General features: G+C 77.2%; 16 protein-coding genes. 4 read left to right on the forward strand and 12 right to left on the reverse strand.

All coding sequences use genetic code 11. The features are described from left to right. The 7 genes from ACT7CP_RS06015 to ACT7CP_RS06045 all read right to left on the reverse strand — a co-directional run bounded on the left by ACT7CP_RS06015 (position 1) and on the right by ACT7CP_RS06045 (position 6924). The gene (locus ACT7CP_RS06015) at positions 1-1353 is read right to left on the reverse strand and encodes a molybdopterin molybdotransferase MoeA (RefSeq protein WP_445443739.1); all 1353 of its coding nucleotides are present in this window, start codon (positions 1351-1353) and stop codon (positions 1-3) included. Next, positions 1350-1784, reverse strand: a complete 435-nt coding sequence (locus tag ACT7CP_RS06020; RefSeq protein WP_445443740.1) for a DUF6457 domain-containing protein — start codon at positions 1782-1784, stop codon at positions 1350-1352. The genes ACT7CP_RS06015 and ACT7CP_RS06020 overlap by 4 nt, the downstream gene beginning before the upstream one ends. Continuing rightward, a complete protein-coding gene (gene mobA, locus ACT7CP_RS06025; RefSeq protein ID WP_445443741.1) occupies positions 1774-2526 on the reverse strand; it encodes a molybdenum cofactor guanylyltransferase in 753 nt (250 codons plus the stop codon). Before mobA ends, ACT7CP_RS06020 begins: the two co-directional genes overlap by 11 nt. 227 nt (positions 2527-2753) lie before the next feature. Further along, positions 2754-4277 (reverse strand): cation:proton antiporter, encoded by a 1524-nt coding sequence (locus ACT7CP_RS06030; protein WP_445443742.1) that lies wholly within the window; start codon positions 4275-4277, stop codon positions 2754-2756. Between the two features lie 64 nt (positions 4278-4341). Next, positions 4342-4965, reverse strand: a complete 624-nt coding sequence (locus tag ACT7CP_RS06035; protein WP_445443743.1) for an alpha/beta hydrolase — start codon at positions 4963-4965, stop codon at positions 4342-4344. Continuing rightward, positions 4962-5963: a ring-cleaving dioxygenase gene (locus ACT7CP_RS06040; RefSeq protein ID WP_445443744.1), complete on the reverse strand. Its 1002-nt coding sequence runs from the start codon at positions 5961-5963 to the stop codon at positions 4962-4964. The genes ACT7CP_RS06035 and ACT7CP_RS06040 overlap by 4 nt, the downstream gene beginning before the upstream one ends. Positions 5964-6024: 61 nt before the next feature. Next, positions 6025-6924: a LysR family transcriptional regulator gene (locus ACT7CP_RS06045; RefSeq protein WP_445443745.1), complete on the reverse strand. Its 900-nt coding sequence runs from the start codon at positions 6922-6924 to the stop codon at positions 6025-6027. An 81-nt stretch (positions 6925-7005) separates the two neighbouring features. Between ACT7CP_RS06045 and ACT7CP_RS06050 the strand changes: the two genes are divergently transcribed. Continuing rightward, positions 7006-8244, forward strand: coding sequence for an MFS transporter (locus tag ACT7CP_RS06050; RefSeq protein ID WP_445443746.1), 1239 nt, complete (start codon positions 7006-7008; stop codon positions 8242-8244). A 21-nt stretch (positions 8245-8265) separates the two neighbouring features. Here ACT7CP_RS06050 and ACT7CP_RS06055 read toward each other — a convergent pair whose 3' ends face one another. Next, complete coding sequence (locus ACT7CP_RS06055) at positions 8266-9087, reverse strand: Ltp family lipoprotein (protein ID WP_445443747.1); 822 nt, start codon at positions 9085-9087, stop codon at positions 8266-8268. 132 nt (positions 9088-9219) lie between these two features. Between ACT7CP_RS06055 and ACT7CP_RS06060 the strand changes: the two genes are divergently transcribed. After that, a complete protein-coding gene (locus tag ACT7CP_RS06060; RefSeq protein WP_445443748.1) occupies positions 9220-10347 on the forward strand; it encodes a hypothetical protein in 1128 nt (375 codons plus the stop codon). A gap of 17 nt (positions 10348-10364) precedes the next feature. Here ACT7CP_RS06060 and ACT7CP_RS06065 read toward each other — a convergent pair whose 3' ends face one another. From ACT7CP_RS06065 to ACT7CP_RS06075, 3 genes are read right to left on the reverse strand one after another with little or no spacing between them, the layout of a single operon-like run. Beyond that, positions 10365-10835 carry a MarR family winged helix-turn-helix transcriptional regulator gene (locus tag ACT7CP_RS06065; protein ID WP_445443749.1) on the reverse strand — a complete coding sequence of 157 codons (471 nt, stop codon included), beginning with the start codon at positions 10833-10835 and terminating at the stop codon, positions 10365-10367. After that, a complete protein-coding gene (locus ACT7CP_RS06070) occupies positions 10832-11593 on the reverse strand; it encodes an alpha/beta fold hydrolase (protein WP_445443750.1) in 762 nt (253 codons plus the stop codon). The genes ACT7CP_RS06065 and ACT7CP_RS06070 overlap by 4 nt, the downstream gene beginning before the upstream one ends. Before the next feature lie 59 nt (positions 11594-11652). Next, entirely contained in the window at positions 11653-12093 is a 441-nt protein-coding gene (locus tag ACT7CP_RS06075) for an iron chaperone (protein WP_445443751.1), read from the reverse strand. Between the two features lie 104 nt (positions 12094-12197). Here ACT7CP_RS06075 and ACT7CP_RS06080 point away from each other — a divergent pair, with 104 nt between their 5' ends. Further along, positions 12198-12473 (forward strand): hypothetical protein, encoded by a 276-nt coding sequence (locus ACT7CP_RS06080; RefSeq protein WP_413964084.1) that lies wholly within the window; start codon positions 12198-12200, stop codon positions 12471-12473. A gap of 62 nt (positions 12474-12535) precedes the next feature. Then, complete coding sequence (locus tag ACT7CP_RS06085; RefSeq protein ID WP_445443752.1) at positions 12536-13675, forward strand: SDR family oxidoreductase; 1140 nt, start codon at positions 12536-12538, stop codon at positions 13673-13675. Here ACT7CP_RS06085 and ACT7CP_RS06090 read toward each other — a convergent pair. Next, positions 13662-14894: a DUF418 domain-containing protein gene (locus tag ACT7CP_RS06090; RefSeq protein WP_445443753.1), complete on the reverse strand. Its 1233-nt coding sequence runs from the start codon at positions 14892-14894 to the stop codon at positions 13662-13664. The two genes, ACT7CP_RS06085 and ACT7CP_RS06090, sit on opposite strands and share 14 nt — an antisense overlap. Between the last annotated feature and the right edge of the window lie 12 nt (positions 14895-14906).

The following is a 14906-nucleotide window of genomic DNA, read 5'->3' on the forward strand; positions in this document are numbered from 1 at the left end:
TCAGCCGGGCAGCGGGATCGCCCGCACGGCGTCGCCCGCCCGCGTCCCGGCCGACGGCACGACCGCCAGCGCGTCCGCGGCGGCGAGGCCCCGGAGCATCCCCGGTCCCTGCGCGGCGACGGGGACGAGGCGGCCGTCCGCGTCGAGGGCGCACGCGACGAGCCGGGTCGAGGATCCGCCGCCCGGCAGTTCGGCGCCCGCCGTCCACCGCGGCAGCGCGGGCGTGGCGCGTCCGGCGAGGCCGTCGGCGAGCGGCGGCGCGAGCGAGAGCAGGCAGGCGACCGCGGCGAGGGGGTTGCCGGGGAGGCAGAGCACGGCGCGCCCGTCGGGGAGCTCGGCGAGCATCACGGGGTGGCCGGGGCGCATGCGCACGGCGTCGACGACCAGGCGCGCGCGCAGGGCGTCGAGGGCGGCGCGGACGTGGTCGGCGGGGCCGCGGGAGCTGCCGCCCGTCGTCACGACGAGCGGCGCGGTGCCGCGGGCGATGGCGTCGCGGGCGACGGCGTCGCGGGCGATGGCGTCGCGGGCGATGGCGTCGCGGGTGGCGCGGGCGTCGTCGGGGACGCGGGTCGCGGATCCGGCCGCGAGCCCGCAGGCGGCGAGCAGCGCGGGAAGCGCGGGGCCGATGGCGTCGCGCACGCGACCCGGTGCGGGGACGCCCCGCGCGACGACCTCGTCGCCCAGGTGGATCACGTCGGCCGGGCACGGCGCGCCCACCGGCAGGAGGTCGTGGCCCGCGGCGGCCGCGAGCCCGAGGCGCACCGCCGTCATCCGGGTGCCCGCGCGGAGCAGCGCGTCGCCGCGCCGGGCCTCCTCGCCCGCGGGCCGGATCTCCGCCCCGGTGCGCGCGCCGCCCGCGGGCGCGAGCGCGTTGGGCCGGAGGACGCCGCCCGCGACGTCGCCGTGCTCACTGCGGAGGACACCCGCGGTCGCGGGCGGGACGGGCGCGCCGGTCGCGATGGGCCGCGCGTCGCCCGGGCCGAGGGGGACGGCGGAAGGGGCGTGCCCCGCGAGCACGGGCGCGCCGACGCGCCACGGGCCGGACCCGCAGGATCCGACGGCCCAGCCGTCCATCGCGGAGACCGCCGTCCCGGGGAGGTCCGCGCGGGCGCGGAGGTCGTGGGCGAGGATCCGCCCGCCCGCGGCGTCCAGCGGCACGAGCTCCGGGGCGACGGGACGGTGCGCGGCCATGCGCTCGCCGAGCCGGTGGGCCGCCGCGCGGGCGTCGTCCCAGGACGCGTCCCGGAGGGCGATCGGCGGAGCGGTCGCGCGCGCGGAGGCAGCGTCGGCGGGGGCTTCGTCGGCGGGGGCCGTGCCGACGCGGGTCGTGCCGACCGCGCGGGCCGCCGTCACGCGCGGCCGCCCAGGTCGGACTCGGGCACGGGCGGCGCCTGGTCGGCGCGCAGCAGGTCCTCGCCGAGCGCCGCGCCGCCGACGGGCGCGACCGGGCCGACCGGATCCCGCATGTGGTCGATCTCGGCCGTGATCTCCGCCGCGAGCCGCCGCGCGTCCGCCGCCCCGCCGCCCGCGCGGCCGACGGCGAGCCCCAGCAGGAAGGTCGTGAGCGGCGCGGCCGGCCGGGCGATCCCGTGCGCGGCGTCGCGCGCCAGGTCGAGCACGAGGGCGACGTCGACCTCCTGCGCGGGCAGCTCGAGGAGCGCGGCCACGCGGTCGACCCAGCCGTCGAGGACGGCCGGGTCCGCGGGCGCGGGCGTCGCGGGCGCACCGGCGGTCGGTGCGGTGGCGGCGGTCGGCGCGGCGGCGGGGGAGGCGTCAGCGGTCATCGGGGATCCTGTCGTCGGGGAGGCGGAGCCCGTGCGCGAGCGCGTCGTCGGGCGTGTCCACGTCGGCGCAGAGCCGGGCGGGGAGGTCGGCGTACGCGATGCGGTCCGCGTCGAGGGCGGCGAGCACGCGGCGGACGGACGCGCCGTCGAGGCCCGCGTCCGCGTCGACCGCGGCGAGGGCCGCCCGGAGCGGCGTGGCGCGGTAGAGGGCGAGGAGCGGCTGGACGCGCCCGCCGGGGTCGCGGGCGAGGATCGCGTCGCGCCCGGCGGCGTGCGCGGGGTCGCGCCGGAGCGGCAGGAGCGCGGCGACCGCCTCGGGGGCGCGGGCGAGGTCGGCGGCGAGCACGAGGATCCACGCGGTCGGGGCGGCGCGCGCCAGGTCGCGGACCCCGGCGGCGAGGGCCGCGGCGGGCCCGCCGTGCGCGGGATCCTCGTCGACGAGCCGCGCGGATCCGGCCGCCCGCCGCTGCGCGTCCGTCGCGCCGCCCGGTCGGTTGCCCGCCCCGACGACGACGGTGCGCGCGCACCCGGACGCGGCGCGCACGGCCTCAGCGAGCAGCGAGGCGCCGTCGCGGGCCAACGCGGTCTTGTCGATGCCGCCGAGCCGCCGGGCGCGGCCGCCGGCGAGGACCACGGCGGCCGTGTCGGCGGCGGGGAGCGGGTGGGCGTCCGGGTCGGCCGCGGACGGCAGCGCTGCCGGGGTCACGCGCACGGCGCGCACGTCGGTCGCTGCTCCGCTCACGGGTCCTCCGGCCTGGTGCGCCCGGGGTCCGGGTGGTCATCGGTTCCCGGCCGACGCTAGCGCCCCGGCGTTTCCGGCGCGTTGCGCGGCGCGCGTCGCCGCGTTGCCGGGACCTCTCAGGGCGCGGTCCGCGGCGTGAGGCCGGATCCGTTCCGCGCGCCCGGTCCGCCGGGTGCGGCCGGGATCCGGTCACCTCGCGCGATCCGGCCGGCGAAGCGGGGATCCGCTCAGCGCGCCCCGTCCGCCTCGCGCCGGCCGAGCGCCACGTCCTCCGCATCGATCATCCCGAGCACGGCGCGCACCGCGATCTCCGGGTAGCGGCCCTCGCGCCGGGCGACGAGGACGGCGGTCCGCTCGGCGTCGATCATGCGGCGACGGACCCGGTCGTGGGTGAGCCGCTCGGCGGTGGTCTCGGGCAGCGCGTCGTCGCCCGGACCCTCGTCGCCCTCGCGCAGCGCCTGGTCGCGCGCCGCGAGCCCCGCCCCGCGGGCCTCGTCGAGCAGGCGGTCGCGGTCGGAGCGCTCCTGGTCGTCGGCGGAGTGGCCGAGGTGGAGGCGGCGGATGATCGACGGCAGCGCGAGCCCGCCCAGGAGCGTGCCCGCCACCATCACGAACGCGAGGAACTGGAGGAGCTCCCGCTCGGGCGTCTCCACGGGCAGGAGGAATGCGGCGGCGAGCGTCACCACGCCGCGCACCCCGGCGGAGGAGACGGCCGTGACCGTCCGCCAGGTCCAGGTGCGCGCCCGCAGCCGGGGCGGACCGTGGTCGAAGAGCACCTTGGCGAGCGCCACGGAGGCGAAGCGCGCGGCGGTGAGCACCGCGAGCAGGAGGATCGACACCCCGGCGATGGCCCAGCCGTCGAGGCTCGACTCGGGCAGCCCCCGCACGATGCCCGCGAGGCTCAGCCCGATGAGGAGGAAGACGGCGTTCTCGAGGAGGAACTGGATCGTCCGCCAGTTCACCGACTCGGCGATCCGCGCCTCGGCCGACTGGATCAGCGGCGCGCGGTACCCGAGCACGAGTCCCGCGGCGACGACCGCGAGCACGCCGGATCCGCCGAGCTCCTGCGCCGGGATGAACGCCACGTACGGGATCGCGAGCGAGAGGCTCGTGTCGAGCACGGCCGAGCGGAGGAACCGGCGGACGGCCGAGAACAGGAACGCCACGGCGAGGCCCACGGCGACGCCCACCAGCACGGCGACCGCGAACCCGCCCGCGACGTCGACCGGGTGCACGATGCCGACGATCGCGGCGATGGCCGTGTTGAGGGCGACGAGCGCGGTCGCGTCGTTGAGGAGGCTCTCCGTCTCGAGGATCGACATGACGCGCCGAGGGAGCCGCACGCGCCCCGCCACGGCCGACACCGCGACCGCGTCCGTGGGCGCCACGACCGCGCCGAGCGCGAGCGCCGCCGCCAGCCCGACCGCGGGCACGAGCGCCCACAGCGCGAGCCCGAACACGAGGAGGGTCACGACGACGACGCCCACCGAGAGCACGACGATGCTGTCGCGCCGGGCCCGGATGTCCGCGAGCGGCGTGCGGATGGCCGCGGCGAACAGGAGCGGCGGCAGCAGCCCGTAGAGCACGGCGTCCGGCTCGATCTCGATCTGCGGCACACCCGGCACGAACGACGCGACCGCCCCCACCGCCACGAGCGTGACGGGCGCCGACCACCCCGCGCGGCCGGCGATGCCGGACACCGCCACGGTGACGACGACGAAGGAGACGACCCAGGCGATGATCTCGGGCATGCGCGGCTTCCGTTCGGGAGGGGCGGGAGGGGCGGAGGGGGAGGGCGTGCGGGCGGTGCGGTCGTCAGTCGGCGCGGATCCGCGCGCGGGCCGCGTCGAGGTCCCGCGCGTCGAGCCCGTGGCCGCCGGGGCGCACGTGCGAGACGACGTCGGCGCCGCGGGCGATCGCCTTGCGGACGGTCCGCTCCACGTCGACGAGCGGCGCCATGGCGTCCGCGTCGCCGTTGAGCAGGGTGATCCGCGTCCCCGCGAGGTCCGTCGCCGGCACGCGGTCGCCGAGCGGCCACCGCGCGGAGAACGCGATGGTCTCCGGCAGGGCCGCCGGATGCAGCAGGGTGGTCGCCAGCGCCATGTTCGCCCCGTTCGAGAACCCGACCGCGACGATCGCGCGCCCCTGGAGATCGTAGGCCGCCCGGGCCTCGGCGACCAGGTCGGCGAGCTCGGCCGCGCGCGCGACCACGTCGTCGACGTCGAAGACGCCCTCCGCGTGGCGCCGGAACCAGCGGGCCGCGGATCCCTCGCGCACGCTCCCGCGCGGCGCCAGCACGGGCTGCCCGGGCGCGACGAGCCGCGCGAGCTCGAGGCCCTGCCGCTCGTCGGCGCCCGTGCCGTGGAGGCCGAGGATCACGGGGCCGTCGTCCGCGCCCGGCTGGAGCACGTGCGGCGTGCGGTCGAGGATGCCGCTCACGCGACGGATCCCGTGGTCGCGTCGTCCGCGCCGCCCGCGACCGGCGCGGGCTCCTCGTCGGGCAGGCGCAGCGGCGGCACGGCGGCCTCGATGTCGGCGCGGCTGGGCTCCAGCCACGGCGGGAGGCGGAGGCTCCGGCCGAGCTCGAGCAGCGGCTCGTCGATGTCGAACCCGGGGGTGTCCGTCGCGATCTCGAACAGCACGCCGCCGGGCTCGCGGAAGTAGACGGAGGTGAAGTACTGCCGGTCGAGGATCTGCGTCACGTGGTGCCCGCGGTCGGCCAGCTCGTCGCGCCAGGCCTGCTGCGTGGCGCGGTCGGGCACGCGGAAGGCGACGTGGTGCACGGTGCCGCCCGCGGTGAGGCCCTGCGGCGCGCCCGGCTCCGCGACGAGGTCCACGATCGCGCCGGCGCCGCCGTCGCCCGCGGCGAAGCGGAAGCGGCCATCGCGCTCGTCGACGAGCCGGAGCCCGAGGTCGTCCGTGAGGACGGCGGCGGTGCCCGCGGGATCCCGGACCGTCAGCACGGAGGAGTGCTGGCCGCGGATCGCGTGCTCGGCCGGGACGTCGGCGGAGTCCCAGGGCGCGCGGGGGTCGACGACGGAGGACGCGACGAGGTCGATCCGCAGGCCGTCGGGGTCGCGGAGCGAGAGGCGCTCCTCCTCGGAGGAGGTCGTGCTGATGGCGGACGCGACGCCGAGGCCGCGGAGGTGCTCCGTCCACCAGCCGAGGCTCCCGGCGGGCACGGAGAACGCGGTGGTCGTGGACTGGCCGGCGCCGACGCGGCCCGCGGGCACGCCCTGCCAGGGGAAGAAGGTGAGGAGCGATCCGGGGCGGCCCTCGGCGTCGCCGTAGTAGAGGTGGTACGTGCCGGGGCTGTCGAAGTTGACGGTGCGCTTCACGAGCCGGAGGCCCATCGCGCGGACGTAGAAGTCGACGTTCCGCTGCGGGTCGCCGCCGATGGCGGTCACGTGGTGCAGTCCCTGGGTGGTGGCGGTCATGAGGCGCTCCCTTCGCGCGGCCCGGTCGGGCCATGTCCATGCAAACGCATGGGACGCGGGATCATTCCCGGCCGGTCCCGGGGCCGCGGTGGGCCTCGCGCAGGTCGTCGAGGAGCGCGCGCGTCGCCGCCTCCAGGACGGCGTCACGGCGGACGGCCATCGACAGCCGCCACGGCGCGTCGAGCCCCGCGACGCGGTGGACGGCGCATCGACCGGGGTCGGCGAACAGCGGCACCAAGGCGACGCCGAGGCCGGCCTCGACGTAGCGGGGGATCGCCGTGAGGTCGGCGACCTCGATGCCGACGCGCCGACCGACGTCGCGCGCCGCGAGCAGCCGGTCGGCGTGCACGCGGTTGCCGAACCCCGGGGGCGTGTCGACGAACACCTCGTCGGCGAGGTCGCGCGCGTGGACCCGGGCCCTGGCGGCGAGCCGGTGCCCGGGCGGCAGCAGCAGCACGGTGGGCACCTCGAGCACGGTCTCGAGCCGGAGTCGCGGGAGGTCGCCGGGCGGCAGCCCCACGAAGGCGATGTCCAGGCGCCCCGCCGCGAGGTCGTCGGCGAGGCCGCGCGTGCCCTCCGCGCTCGTGATGAGCTGCAGGTCGACGGCCGGGTGCGCGGCGTGGAAGGCGCCGAGGACGCGGGGGAGGTCGACCAGGTCGATGTTGGCGAAGACGCCCAGGCGCACGCGGCCGCGCAGCTCGTGCCCCGTCTCCCGTGCCTCCGACTCGAGCCGGGCCGTCGCCGCCACGGCCGCGCGGGCGAGGGGGAGGAGCCGCTCGCCCGCGGCCGTGAGCGACACGGGCGACGTCGAGCGGTCGAGCAGCACCGTGGCGAGCGACCGCTCGAGCGCCTGCACGGAGGCCGAGACGGTGGACTGCGTGGCGTGCAGGCGGCGCGCGGCGCGCGTGAAGCCGCGCTCCTCCGCGACGGCGACGAGGTACTCGAGCTGGCGGGTCTCCATGGGACCATCATCGCCCATGGCGATGGGGAGCACCGAGAAGATCCGTTGGACACGATGGGTGCGCGGGTGGATCCTCGCACCATGACCACCGAGCTCCTCGCCTCGCCCCCCGCGCCGTCCGCCGCGCGCCACCGCCTGCCGCACGCGGCCGGCTTCTGGACCGCCGCCGTCGCCTTCGCCGTCGTGATGGCCTACGCCACGGTGCCGACCCCGCTCTACGCGCTCTACCAGCAGCGCGACGGCTTCCCGACCTGGGTGCTCACGGTCGTCTTCGCCGCCTACGCCGTCGGCGTCGTGGCGAGCCTGTTCCTCGTCGGCCACCTCAGCGACCAGGTGGGACGCCGGCGCCTGACGATGCTCGCCGTCGCCGTCGAGGTGCTCTCCGCCGTGCTGTTCCTCCTCTTCCCCGAGGTGCCGGGCCTCGTCGTCGCCCGCCTCGTCAACGGCGTGGGGGTCGGGATGCTGACCGCGACGGCCACCGCGCACCTCGGCGAGCTGCACGCGGCGGCCCGGCCGGACGCCTCACCGCAGCGTCCCGCCACCGTCTCGGGCGTCGCCAACATCGGCGGCCTGGCGCTCGGACCGCTCGCGGGCGGCCTCTTCGCCGAGTACCTGCCGGCCCCGCTCGTCCTCCCGCACGCCGTCTTCCTCGTGCTGCTCGTCCTCACGCTGGTCGCCGTCATGCTGGTTCCCGAGACCGTCCGCGAGCCCGCGCTCCGGCGCCCGTACCGGCCGCAGCGCGTGTCCGTCCCCGCGTCGGCGCGCCGGGACTTCGGGGCGGCGGCGGCCGCGGCCTTCGCGGCGTTCGCCGTCTTCGGCCTCTTCTCCTCGCTCACCCCGACCTTCCTCGCGGCCACGCTCGGCCAGACCGACCGGCTGGTCGCGGGATCCGTCTCCTTCGCCGTGTTCGCGGCGGCGGCCGTGTCGCCGATCGTGTTCGCGCGCGTCGGCCGGGAACGGCAGATCGCGCTGTCGCTGGCGCTCCTGCCCGCCGGGCTGGTGCTGCTCGCGGCGGGCGGGATCCTGGCGTCGCTCGTCCTGTTCGTGGCGGGCGGCGTGGTCGCGGCCGCGGGCGTCGGCCTGTCGTTCCGCAACGCGCTCGCGACCGCCGCGTCGCTCGTGACTCCCGCGCAGCGCGGTGAGGTGCTGGCCGCGGTGTTCCTCGTCGCCTACGCGGGCATGGCGATCCCGGCCGTGATCGCGGGCGTCGCCCTCTCCTGGGTGCAGCCCGTCGTCGTGCTGACCGCGTTCTCGGCGGTCATGCTCGTGACGACGGCGGTCTCCGGGGCCGCCCTGCTGCGGGTGGCGCGGCGCGGCTGACGGGCGGCGCCGGGTGCGGCCTCAGTCGTCCAGGTGCGCGATGGCGTAGTCCGCCTCCGCGGCGGTGAACTCCTCGCCGTACTCGCTCGTGAGCTGGTCGCGGATCGCCGCGGGGGACATGGCGGCCATGTCCCGGTAGGTCCGCGCCTTGGCGAGCGCGTACGCGTTCCAGTCGGCCTGCACGTTGTCGACGGCGTACTGGGCGGCCTCCGGCGCGAACTGCTCGCCGTACTCGCTCGTGAGCTGGTCGTAGAGACCGGCCTTGCTCATGTCGAGGCCGTTCGCGTAGGTGTCGGCCTTGATGAGCGCGGTCGCGCTCTCCGCGGGGACGGCCGGCGCGGCGGGCGCGGCGGGCTCGGCGGCGGCCGTGGTCTCCTCGACGGGCGGCACGGTCGCCTCCGGAGCGGGCAGCGCCTCCGCCGCGGGGGACTCGACCACCTCGGCGGTACCCGTGGTCTCTCCCGCCGTGCTGATCGCGGCCGCGAACGCGAGGGTGACGAACAGCGACGTGATCGCGGCGACCGCACCGAGGGACAGGCCGGTGACGGCCAGGCCCGTGCTCTGGCGACGGCGCAGGGCGAGGATCCCGAGCACGACCGCCGCCGCGCCCGCGATCAGGCCGAGGACCGGGACCAGGCCGGAGAGGAAGGCGACGATGCCGACGACGAGGGCGCCGATCGCGAGGCCCTTCGGCTGCACGACGTAGGGGTGCGGAGGCGGGTACGCGGTGGCGTTCCCCCCGGGTGCGGGCGGGCCGTAGGGGCTGGGCGGTCCGTAGGGGCTGGGCGGCGGGGGCTGGTGCGGGTCCGGGGACGGGCATCCCGGCTGCTCGGGGGCGGTCATGCCCGCAGCCTCGCAGGTGAGCGCTCGCCGCGACGCCGGATCGCGGTCGGGCGGACCCCCACTTCGCGGGCGTCGGCCCTCCCCGTGGCCGTCCGCGCAGCGCCCTACCCTGGATCGACGAGGGGGACGCCGATGGACCTGCGCTGGCTGAGCGCGCCCGACGACGAGGTCGCGGAGGCGATGCGCGCCGTGCGCACCAGCGGCCGGCCACGCTGGGTGCCGTCGCGGCGCGAGGTGCTGGCGCGGGTGAACGACTCGCTCATCCTCTGGTACGTGTGCCTCGTCCTCATGTACTGGGGGATCGTCACGGACGACCTGGGCGACGGCACCGTCACGCCCGCGGTCGTCGCCGGGCTCGCGGGGGCCGCGGCCGTCCTCGCGGCGTGGCTCGGCGGATCCCTCCTCCTCCACCGCTGGGCCGCCCGGCCCCCGTCGCCGCGCGCCCGCGGGCGGGAGTGGCGGCAGCACCTCACGGCGCTCGCGAACGGCTTCGTCCCGCAGCCGAGCGGAGGGCGGACGTTCCGGGCGCTCATCACCGAGGAGGTCGGGGGCGTCGTCCACCAGCCGCGCTTCCGCGCGTCCGGCGTCGAGTTCGGCGTCGTCCGGCGTCGGCGCGCGCGCCGCGGGGGCTGGACCTACGTCGCCGTCACGCTGCCGGTGCCGCTGCCCCACCTCGTGCTCGACGCGACCGCGAACGACCGGCACGGAAGCGACCTGCCGGCCAGCGTCCGCGGCGCGCAGCGCCTGTCCCTCGAGGGCGACTTCGACCGGTCCTTCCGCCTGTACGCACCCGCCGAGTACGAGCGCGACGCCCTCTACCTGCTGACGCCGGACGTCATGGCCGCGCTCGTGGACGACGCCCGCGACTTCGACGTGGAGATGGTCGACGACACGCTCGTGTTCTTCCGCCGGGAGCTCGCCGACTACGCCGAGCCCGAGCCGTGGATCGCGGTCGGGCGGATCCTCGACGGGGTCGCCGCGCGCATCCGCCGGCGGGCGCTCCGGTACCGCGACGAGCGCGTGCTCCTCGGCGACGGGGGACCGGCCGCACCGCTCCGCGCCGACCTCGACGAGCAGCCCCCGGATCCGCGCGCCCCGCGCATCGCCGCCGACGGCCGCCGCCTCGACGTCCACGACCGCCGCACGGGCGCGCTCGCCGTCGTCGGCTGGCTCGCGTGGCAGGCGTTCCGCTTCCTGCTGGTCTTCGTCCCCGCGGTCTTCGCCTTCGCCGGCTTCATGTCGATCGTCGACGGGCGCTGAGGCGCGCGCCGGTCGCGTCAGCGCGTGGAGGCGGCCCGATCCCCGCGGCGCAGCGTGAGGGCGTCGAGCGTCGGACGCCGCTCGAGGAGGCGACGCAGCGCGCCGATCGCGGCCGCCAGCTCCTCGTCGTCAAGGGCTCCGGCGATCGCGTCGTGCACGCCGGCCTCGGCCGCGCGCACCGCGGCAACGCGGCTCGCGCCCTCCTCGGTGAGGCGCAGCACGACGCTGCGGCGGCTCCGCGGATCCGGGTCCCGGTGCACGAGGCCCGCCCGGACGAGCGCGTCCACGAGCCGGCTCGGCGACCCGGCCTCGCAGACGAGCCGCGCCCCGAGCGCGGCGAGGCTGATCCCGGGCGCCTCGTCCAGCACGACGACCGCCTCCGCCTGCGCCGGGGTCAGGCCGGTGGACGCGAGGGCCGCGGCGTAGGCGCGCGCGCCCTCGCGCTGCGCGCCGAGGATCAGGTACCGGAGCTCCTCGGCCGGGGTCACGACGCGCCCGCCGCGGACTCAGCGGGGGAGCGCACCTCCGCGCGCACGAACGCGTCGACCTCCTCGGCGTACCGCTCCGGGTGCGTGAAGCGGAGCATGTGTCCGGTGCCGGGGATCACGACCTCGCGGGCGTGCGGCAGGCCCGCGCGGAGGGCGGCCGCGGCCTCGGGTCCGACGAGCCGGTCGTCCTCGGGTGTGATCAGGAGGGTCGGCACCTCGATCCGGTGCAGCCGCGCCCGCACGTCGAAGCCGACGACCGCGCCGACGCGCGCGGCGTAGGCGGCCGCGGGCGTGTGCACGCGGAAGAGCTCCCGGTAGTCGCGGCGCGTGCGCGGGTGCGGCGCGGACGCGTCGAACCGCGACGCGAGCTGCGCGGCGTGGAAGCGGAGCACGCCCTGCTCGTAGGCCGCGCGCGGCAGGTGCGCGGCGAGGGAGGCGGCGCGCGTCTTCCACGCGGGCGTCGGATCCGCCGCGAAGCCGCCCGAGAGCACGAGACCGGCGAGCCCCGCGGGTCGGCGGAGCGCGAGCGCGAGGCTCACGACCGCGCCGAACGAGTCGCCGACGAGCACGTAGCGGGGCAGATCGGCCACGGCGTCCTCGAGCGCGTCGGCGGCCTCCTCGACGGACGCGGCGCCGTCGGGCAGCCGCAACGTCGAGGTCGGGTAGGCGGTGAGGGCGACGAGGGGCGCGAAGTCCCAGGGCGCGCCGGAGAAGCAGGGGACCCCGACGAGAGCGGGCGGGGAGTTGACCGATGACATGTCATCAATCTAGGGGGCCGGCACGCCGCCGGGCAGCCCCTAAGAGGGTGAGGCGCGGATCAGCCGCCCACGGACCTCCGCAGCAGCTCCGCGACGCGCTCCTCGTTCGCCGGGTCGACGGCGGTGAGCGCGTACGACGTCGGCCACATGGTGCCCGCGTCGAGCTGCGCCGGATCCTGGAAGCCGAGCGTCGAGTACCGGGTGCCGAACTTCGAGCCCGGCTGGAAGAACACCACGGGCTTGCCGTCGGCGTCCGCGTAGGCGGGGAAGCCGTACCAGGTCTTGGGCGCCAGGTCGGGGGCGTGCCGCAGCACGAGGGCGTGCAGCCACTCGGCGATCGCGCGCTCCTCCGGCGGCATCGCCGCGAACGCGTCGAGCACGCCCTGGAGCGCGGCCTGGGCCTTGTCGGTCGCCTTCTGCCGCTTGGCCTCCTCGCGCAGCTCGCGGGCGCGCTGCTTCATCGCCTCGCGCTCGTCCTTCGAGAATCCCCCGTCGGTCATGTCCGCTCCTCGCGTGGTGGTGTGGCTGGAGCGTGACACGCCCGCGGCGCGCGGACAAGCGCGGCGCGGATCCGCCGCCCGGCCGGACGGCGTACCGTCGGACCATGAGCACCAACGAGCAGGACCAGCCCATCATGGACGGCGCCCTCGAGGCCTCCCAGGAGGAGAAGCGCGCCGGGCTCGCCGAGCAGGTCGCGTACGACCACCGGGAGACCGGATCCGAGGCGATGGCCGACGACCTCGACCGCCGCACGGCCGACGCCGGCCTCGGCGACGAGGACGCCGACCCGTCCGCCACCCAGACCATGTCCACCGGGCGCGAGGGCGTCGACGGCGAGGCCGAGGCCACGACCGACGGCACGCACCCCAACCGCCCCTGATCGACACGCCCGCGAGGAGCCGCCCGGAATGCCCGGGCGGCTCCTCGTGGTTGGGGCAGGGGATGACCGACACGCGAGAGACCCCCGCCCCCACGTCCGCCGCCCCCGCGCCCGCCGTCGCGCCGCGATCCGACGGGACCGGCCGCACGGCCCTCGTCGTCGGCGCGACCGGCATCAGCGGATCCGCGCTGGTCGACCAGCTCACCGCCGAGGGCTGGGACGTGCTGGCGCTCAGCCGCCGCGCGGGTGCCGACCGCCCGGGCGTCCGCTGGATCAGCGCCGACCTCCGCTCCGCCGCCGACCTCCGCCGCGTCCTCGCGCCCGAGCGGCCGACGCACGTGTTCTTCACGGCGTGGTCGCGCCAGGCCACCGAGCAGGAGAACATCGACGTCAACGGCGGCATGGTCCGCGACCTCCTCGCCGCCCTCGACGGCGCGCCCGTCGAGCACGCGGCCCTCGTGACCGGGCTCAAGCACTACCTCGGCCCGTTCGAGGCGTACGGCCAGGGATCCATGCCCGACACCCCGTTCCACGAGGACGAGCCGCGCCTCGACGCCCCGAACTTCTACTACGCGCAGGAGGACGAGCTGTTCGCCGCCGCCTCCCGCCAGGGCTTCACCTGGTCGGTGCACCGCTCGCACACCGTCATCGGCCACGCGGTCGGCAACCAGATGAACATGGGCCTGACGCTCGCGGTCTACGCGTCGATCTGCCGCGACCTCGGCCTGCCGTTCGTCTTCCCGGGGAGCGCCACGCAGTGGGACGGGCTCACCGACGTGACCGACGCCACCGTCCTCGCCGACCAGATGGTCTGGGCGTCCACCGCGGAGGCGGGCCGCGACGAGGCGTTCAACGTCGTCAACGGCGACGTCTTCCGCTGGCGCTGGATGTGGCCGCGGCTCGCCGCGCACTTCGGCGTCGAGGCCGTCGGCTTCGAGGACGCCCCGCGACCGCTCGAGCAGCAGATGGCGGGCTTCGAGGACGAGTGGGCGCGCATCGCCCGCGACGCCGGCCTCGTGGAGCCGGACCTCGGTCGCCTCGCCTCCTGGTGGCACACCGACGCCGACCTCGGGCGGGACATCGAGGTCGTCACGGACATCAGCAAGAGCCGCCTCGCCGGGTTCACGACGCACCACCGCACGCTCGACAGCTTCCTGGGCCTGTTCGAGCGCTACCGCGCCGAGGGGCTCATCCCGCGCTGACCGGCGCGACGGGTCCCCGGGCCGGGCGGCCGTACGCGAGGCGGCGGATCGCCCGCTCGGCGGGACCCGGCAGGCCCCGGCGCTCGAGCGCCACGGCCACCGCGACGGTGACGAGCCACACCCCGATCGCGATCAGCGCGATGCGGGCCGTCCCCGCGCCGACGCCGAGCCCGAGCGACCACGGCTCCAGCAGGATCGCGAACAGCAGCGACTGGAGCAGGTAGCAGGTCATCGAGCGGCGGCCCACGGCCACGAGCGCGCCGAGCACGGGGCCGGGCGCCGGATCGCCGCGGCGGATGCGCGCGGCGACGGCCCACCCCATGAGGCCGAGCAGCCCGAGCGCCCCGCCCACGCCGGTCGCGCCGTGCAGCACGCCGAGCAGGTACAGCGTCACGGGATCCGCGTCGATCGCGCCCACGGTGACGACCACGAGCGGCAGGGCGCCGAGCACGCTGACCGGCATCCCGACGAGCGCGAGCCGACGGAGGAGCGGCAGGTTCCCGACCGGGTCCTCGAGCACGCCCCGTCGCCCGAGCAGCACGCCGATCGCGGCGAGCGGCACGAGCGCGCCCACGAGCACCGGGGTGGCGACGACGACGGCGACGAGCGTCACCGCCCGGCCGGCGAGGTCGCCGAGGAACGTGCCGTCGTCGCCCGGCAGGAGGGATCCGCTGCCTGCGTCCGCCGCGAGGCCGTCCGTCCCGGCGACGAGGAGGAAGACCACCGCCGTGGTCCACACCAGGGACCGGTACGCGCGGTCGGGCGCCCGGTACAGGGCGGCGAGCGCGAGGCCGAGGATCCCGTAGCCGAGGAGGATGTCGCCCTCGAACAGCAGGATCACGTGGAGCGCGCCGAACAGCATCAGCCCGAGGCTCCGGCGGAGGAGCAGGCGCCGGGCGCGCGGCCCGTCGACGCCCGCGGCGGCCTGGCGGCGGAGGATCACGGTGAACCCGTACGCGAACAGCATCGTGAACAGCGGGAAGGCGCGGTTGTCGACGAGCGTGCCCACGAGGGCGTCGGCGACGTGGTCGAGGGCGCTGCCGTCCGTGGGGCGGGCGAGCGGCCCGAGCGGCCGGTCGGCGATGAAGTAGACGGAGTTGGCGAGCGCGATCCCGAGCAGCGCGATCCCGCGGAGGAGGTCCGGCGCGAGCATGCGCTCGGCGGCCGCGACGGGCGGGACGTAGGCGACGGGCGCGGGGGAGTCGGGGCTCGGGGTCACGGGCCCAGCCTG

The organism is Clavibacter rahimiani (assembly GCF_052654495.1).

Excerpts from the sequence above, each read along its gene's own strand:
- ACT7CP_RS06040 (WP_445443744.1), bottom strand. The coding sequence starts at position 5,963 with ATGACCGCCACCACCCAGGGACTGCACCACGTGACCGCCATCGGCGGC.
- ACT7CP_RS06055 (WP_445443747.1), bottom strand. The coding sequence starts at position 9,087 with ATGACCGCCCCCGAGCAGCCGGGATGCCCGTCCCCGGACCCGCACCAG.
- ACT7CP_RS06080 (WP_413964084.1), top strand. The coding sequence starts at position 12,198 with ATGAGCACCAACGAGCAGGACCAGCCCATCATGGACGGCGCCCTCGAG.
- ACT7CP_RS06085 (WP_445443752.1), top strand. The coding sequence starts at position 12,536 with ATGACCGACACGCGAGAGACCCCCGCCCCCACGTCCGCCGCCCCCGCG.
- ACT7CP_RS06075 (WP_445443751.1), bottom strand. The coding sequence starts at position 12,093 with ATGACCGACGGGGGATTCTCGAAGGACGAGCGCGAGGCGATGAAGCAG.
- ACT7CP_RS06030 (WP_445443742.1), bottom strand. The coding sequence starts at position 4,277 with ATGCCCGAGATCATCGCCTGGGTCGTCTCCTTCGTCGTCGTCACCGTG.
- ACT7CP_RS06045 (WP_445443745.1), bottom strand. The coding sequence starts at position 6,924 with ATGGAGACCCGCCAGCTCGAGTACCTCGTCGCCGTCGCGGAGGAGCGC.
- ACT7CP_RS06070 (WP_445443750.1), bottom strand. The coding sequence starts at position 11,593 with ATGTCATCGGTCAACTCCCCGCCCGCTCTCGTCGGGGTCCCCTGCTTC.
- ACT7CP_RS06060 (WP_445443748.1), top strand. The coding sequence starts at position 9,220 with ATGGACCTGCGCTGGCTGAGCGCGCCCGACGACGAGGTCGCGGAGGCG.
- ACT7CP_RS06050 (WP_445443746.1), top strand. The coding sequence starts at position 7,006 with ATGACCACCGAGCTCCTCGCCTCGCCCCCCGCGCCGTCCGCCGCGCGC.
- ACT7CP_RS06020 (WP_445443740.1), bottom strand. The coding sequence starts at position 1,784 with ATGACCGCTGACGCCTCCCCCGCCGCCGCGCCGACCGCCGCCACCGCA.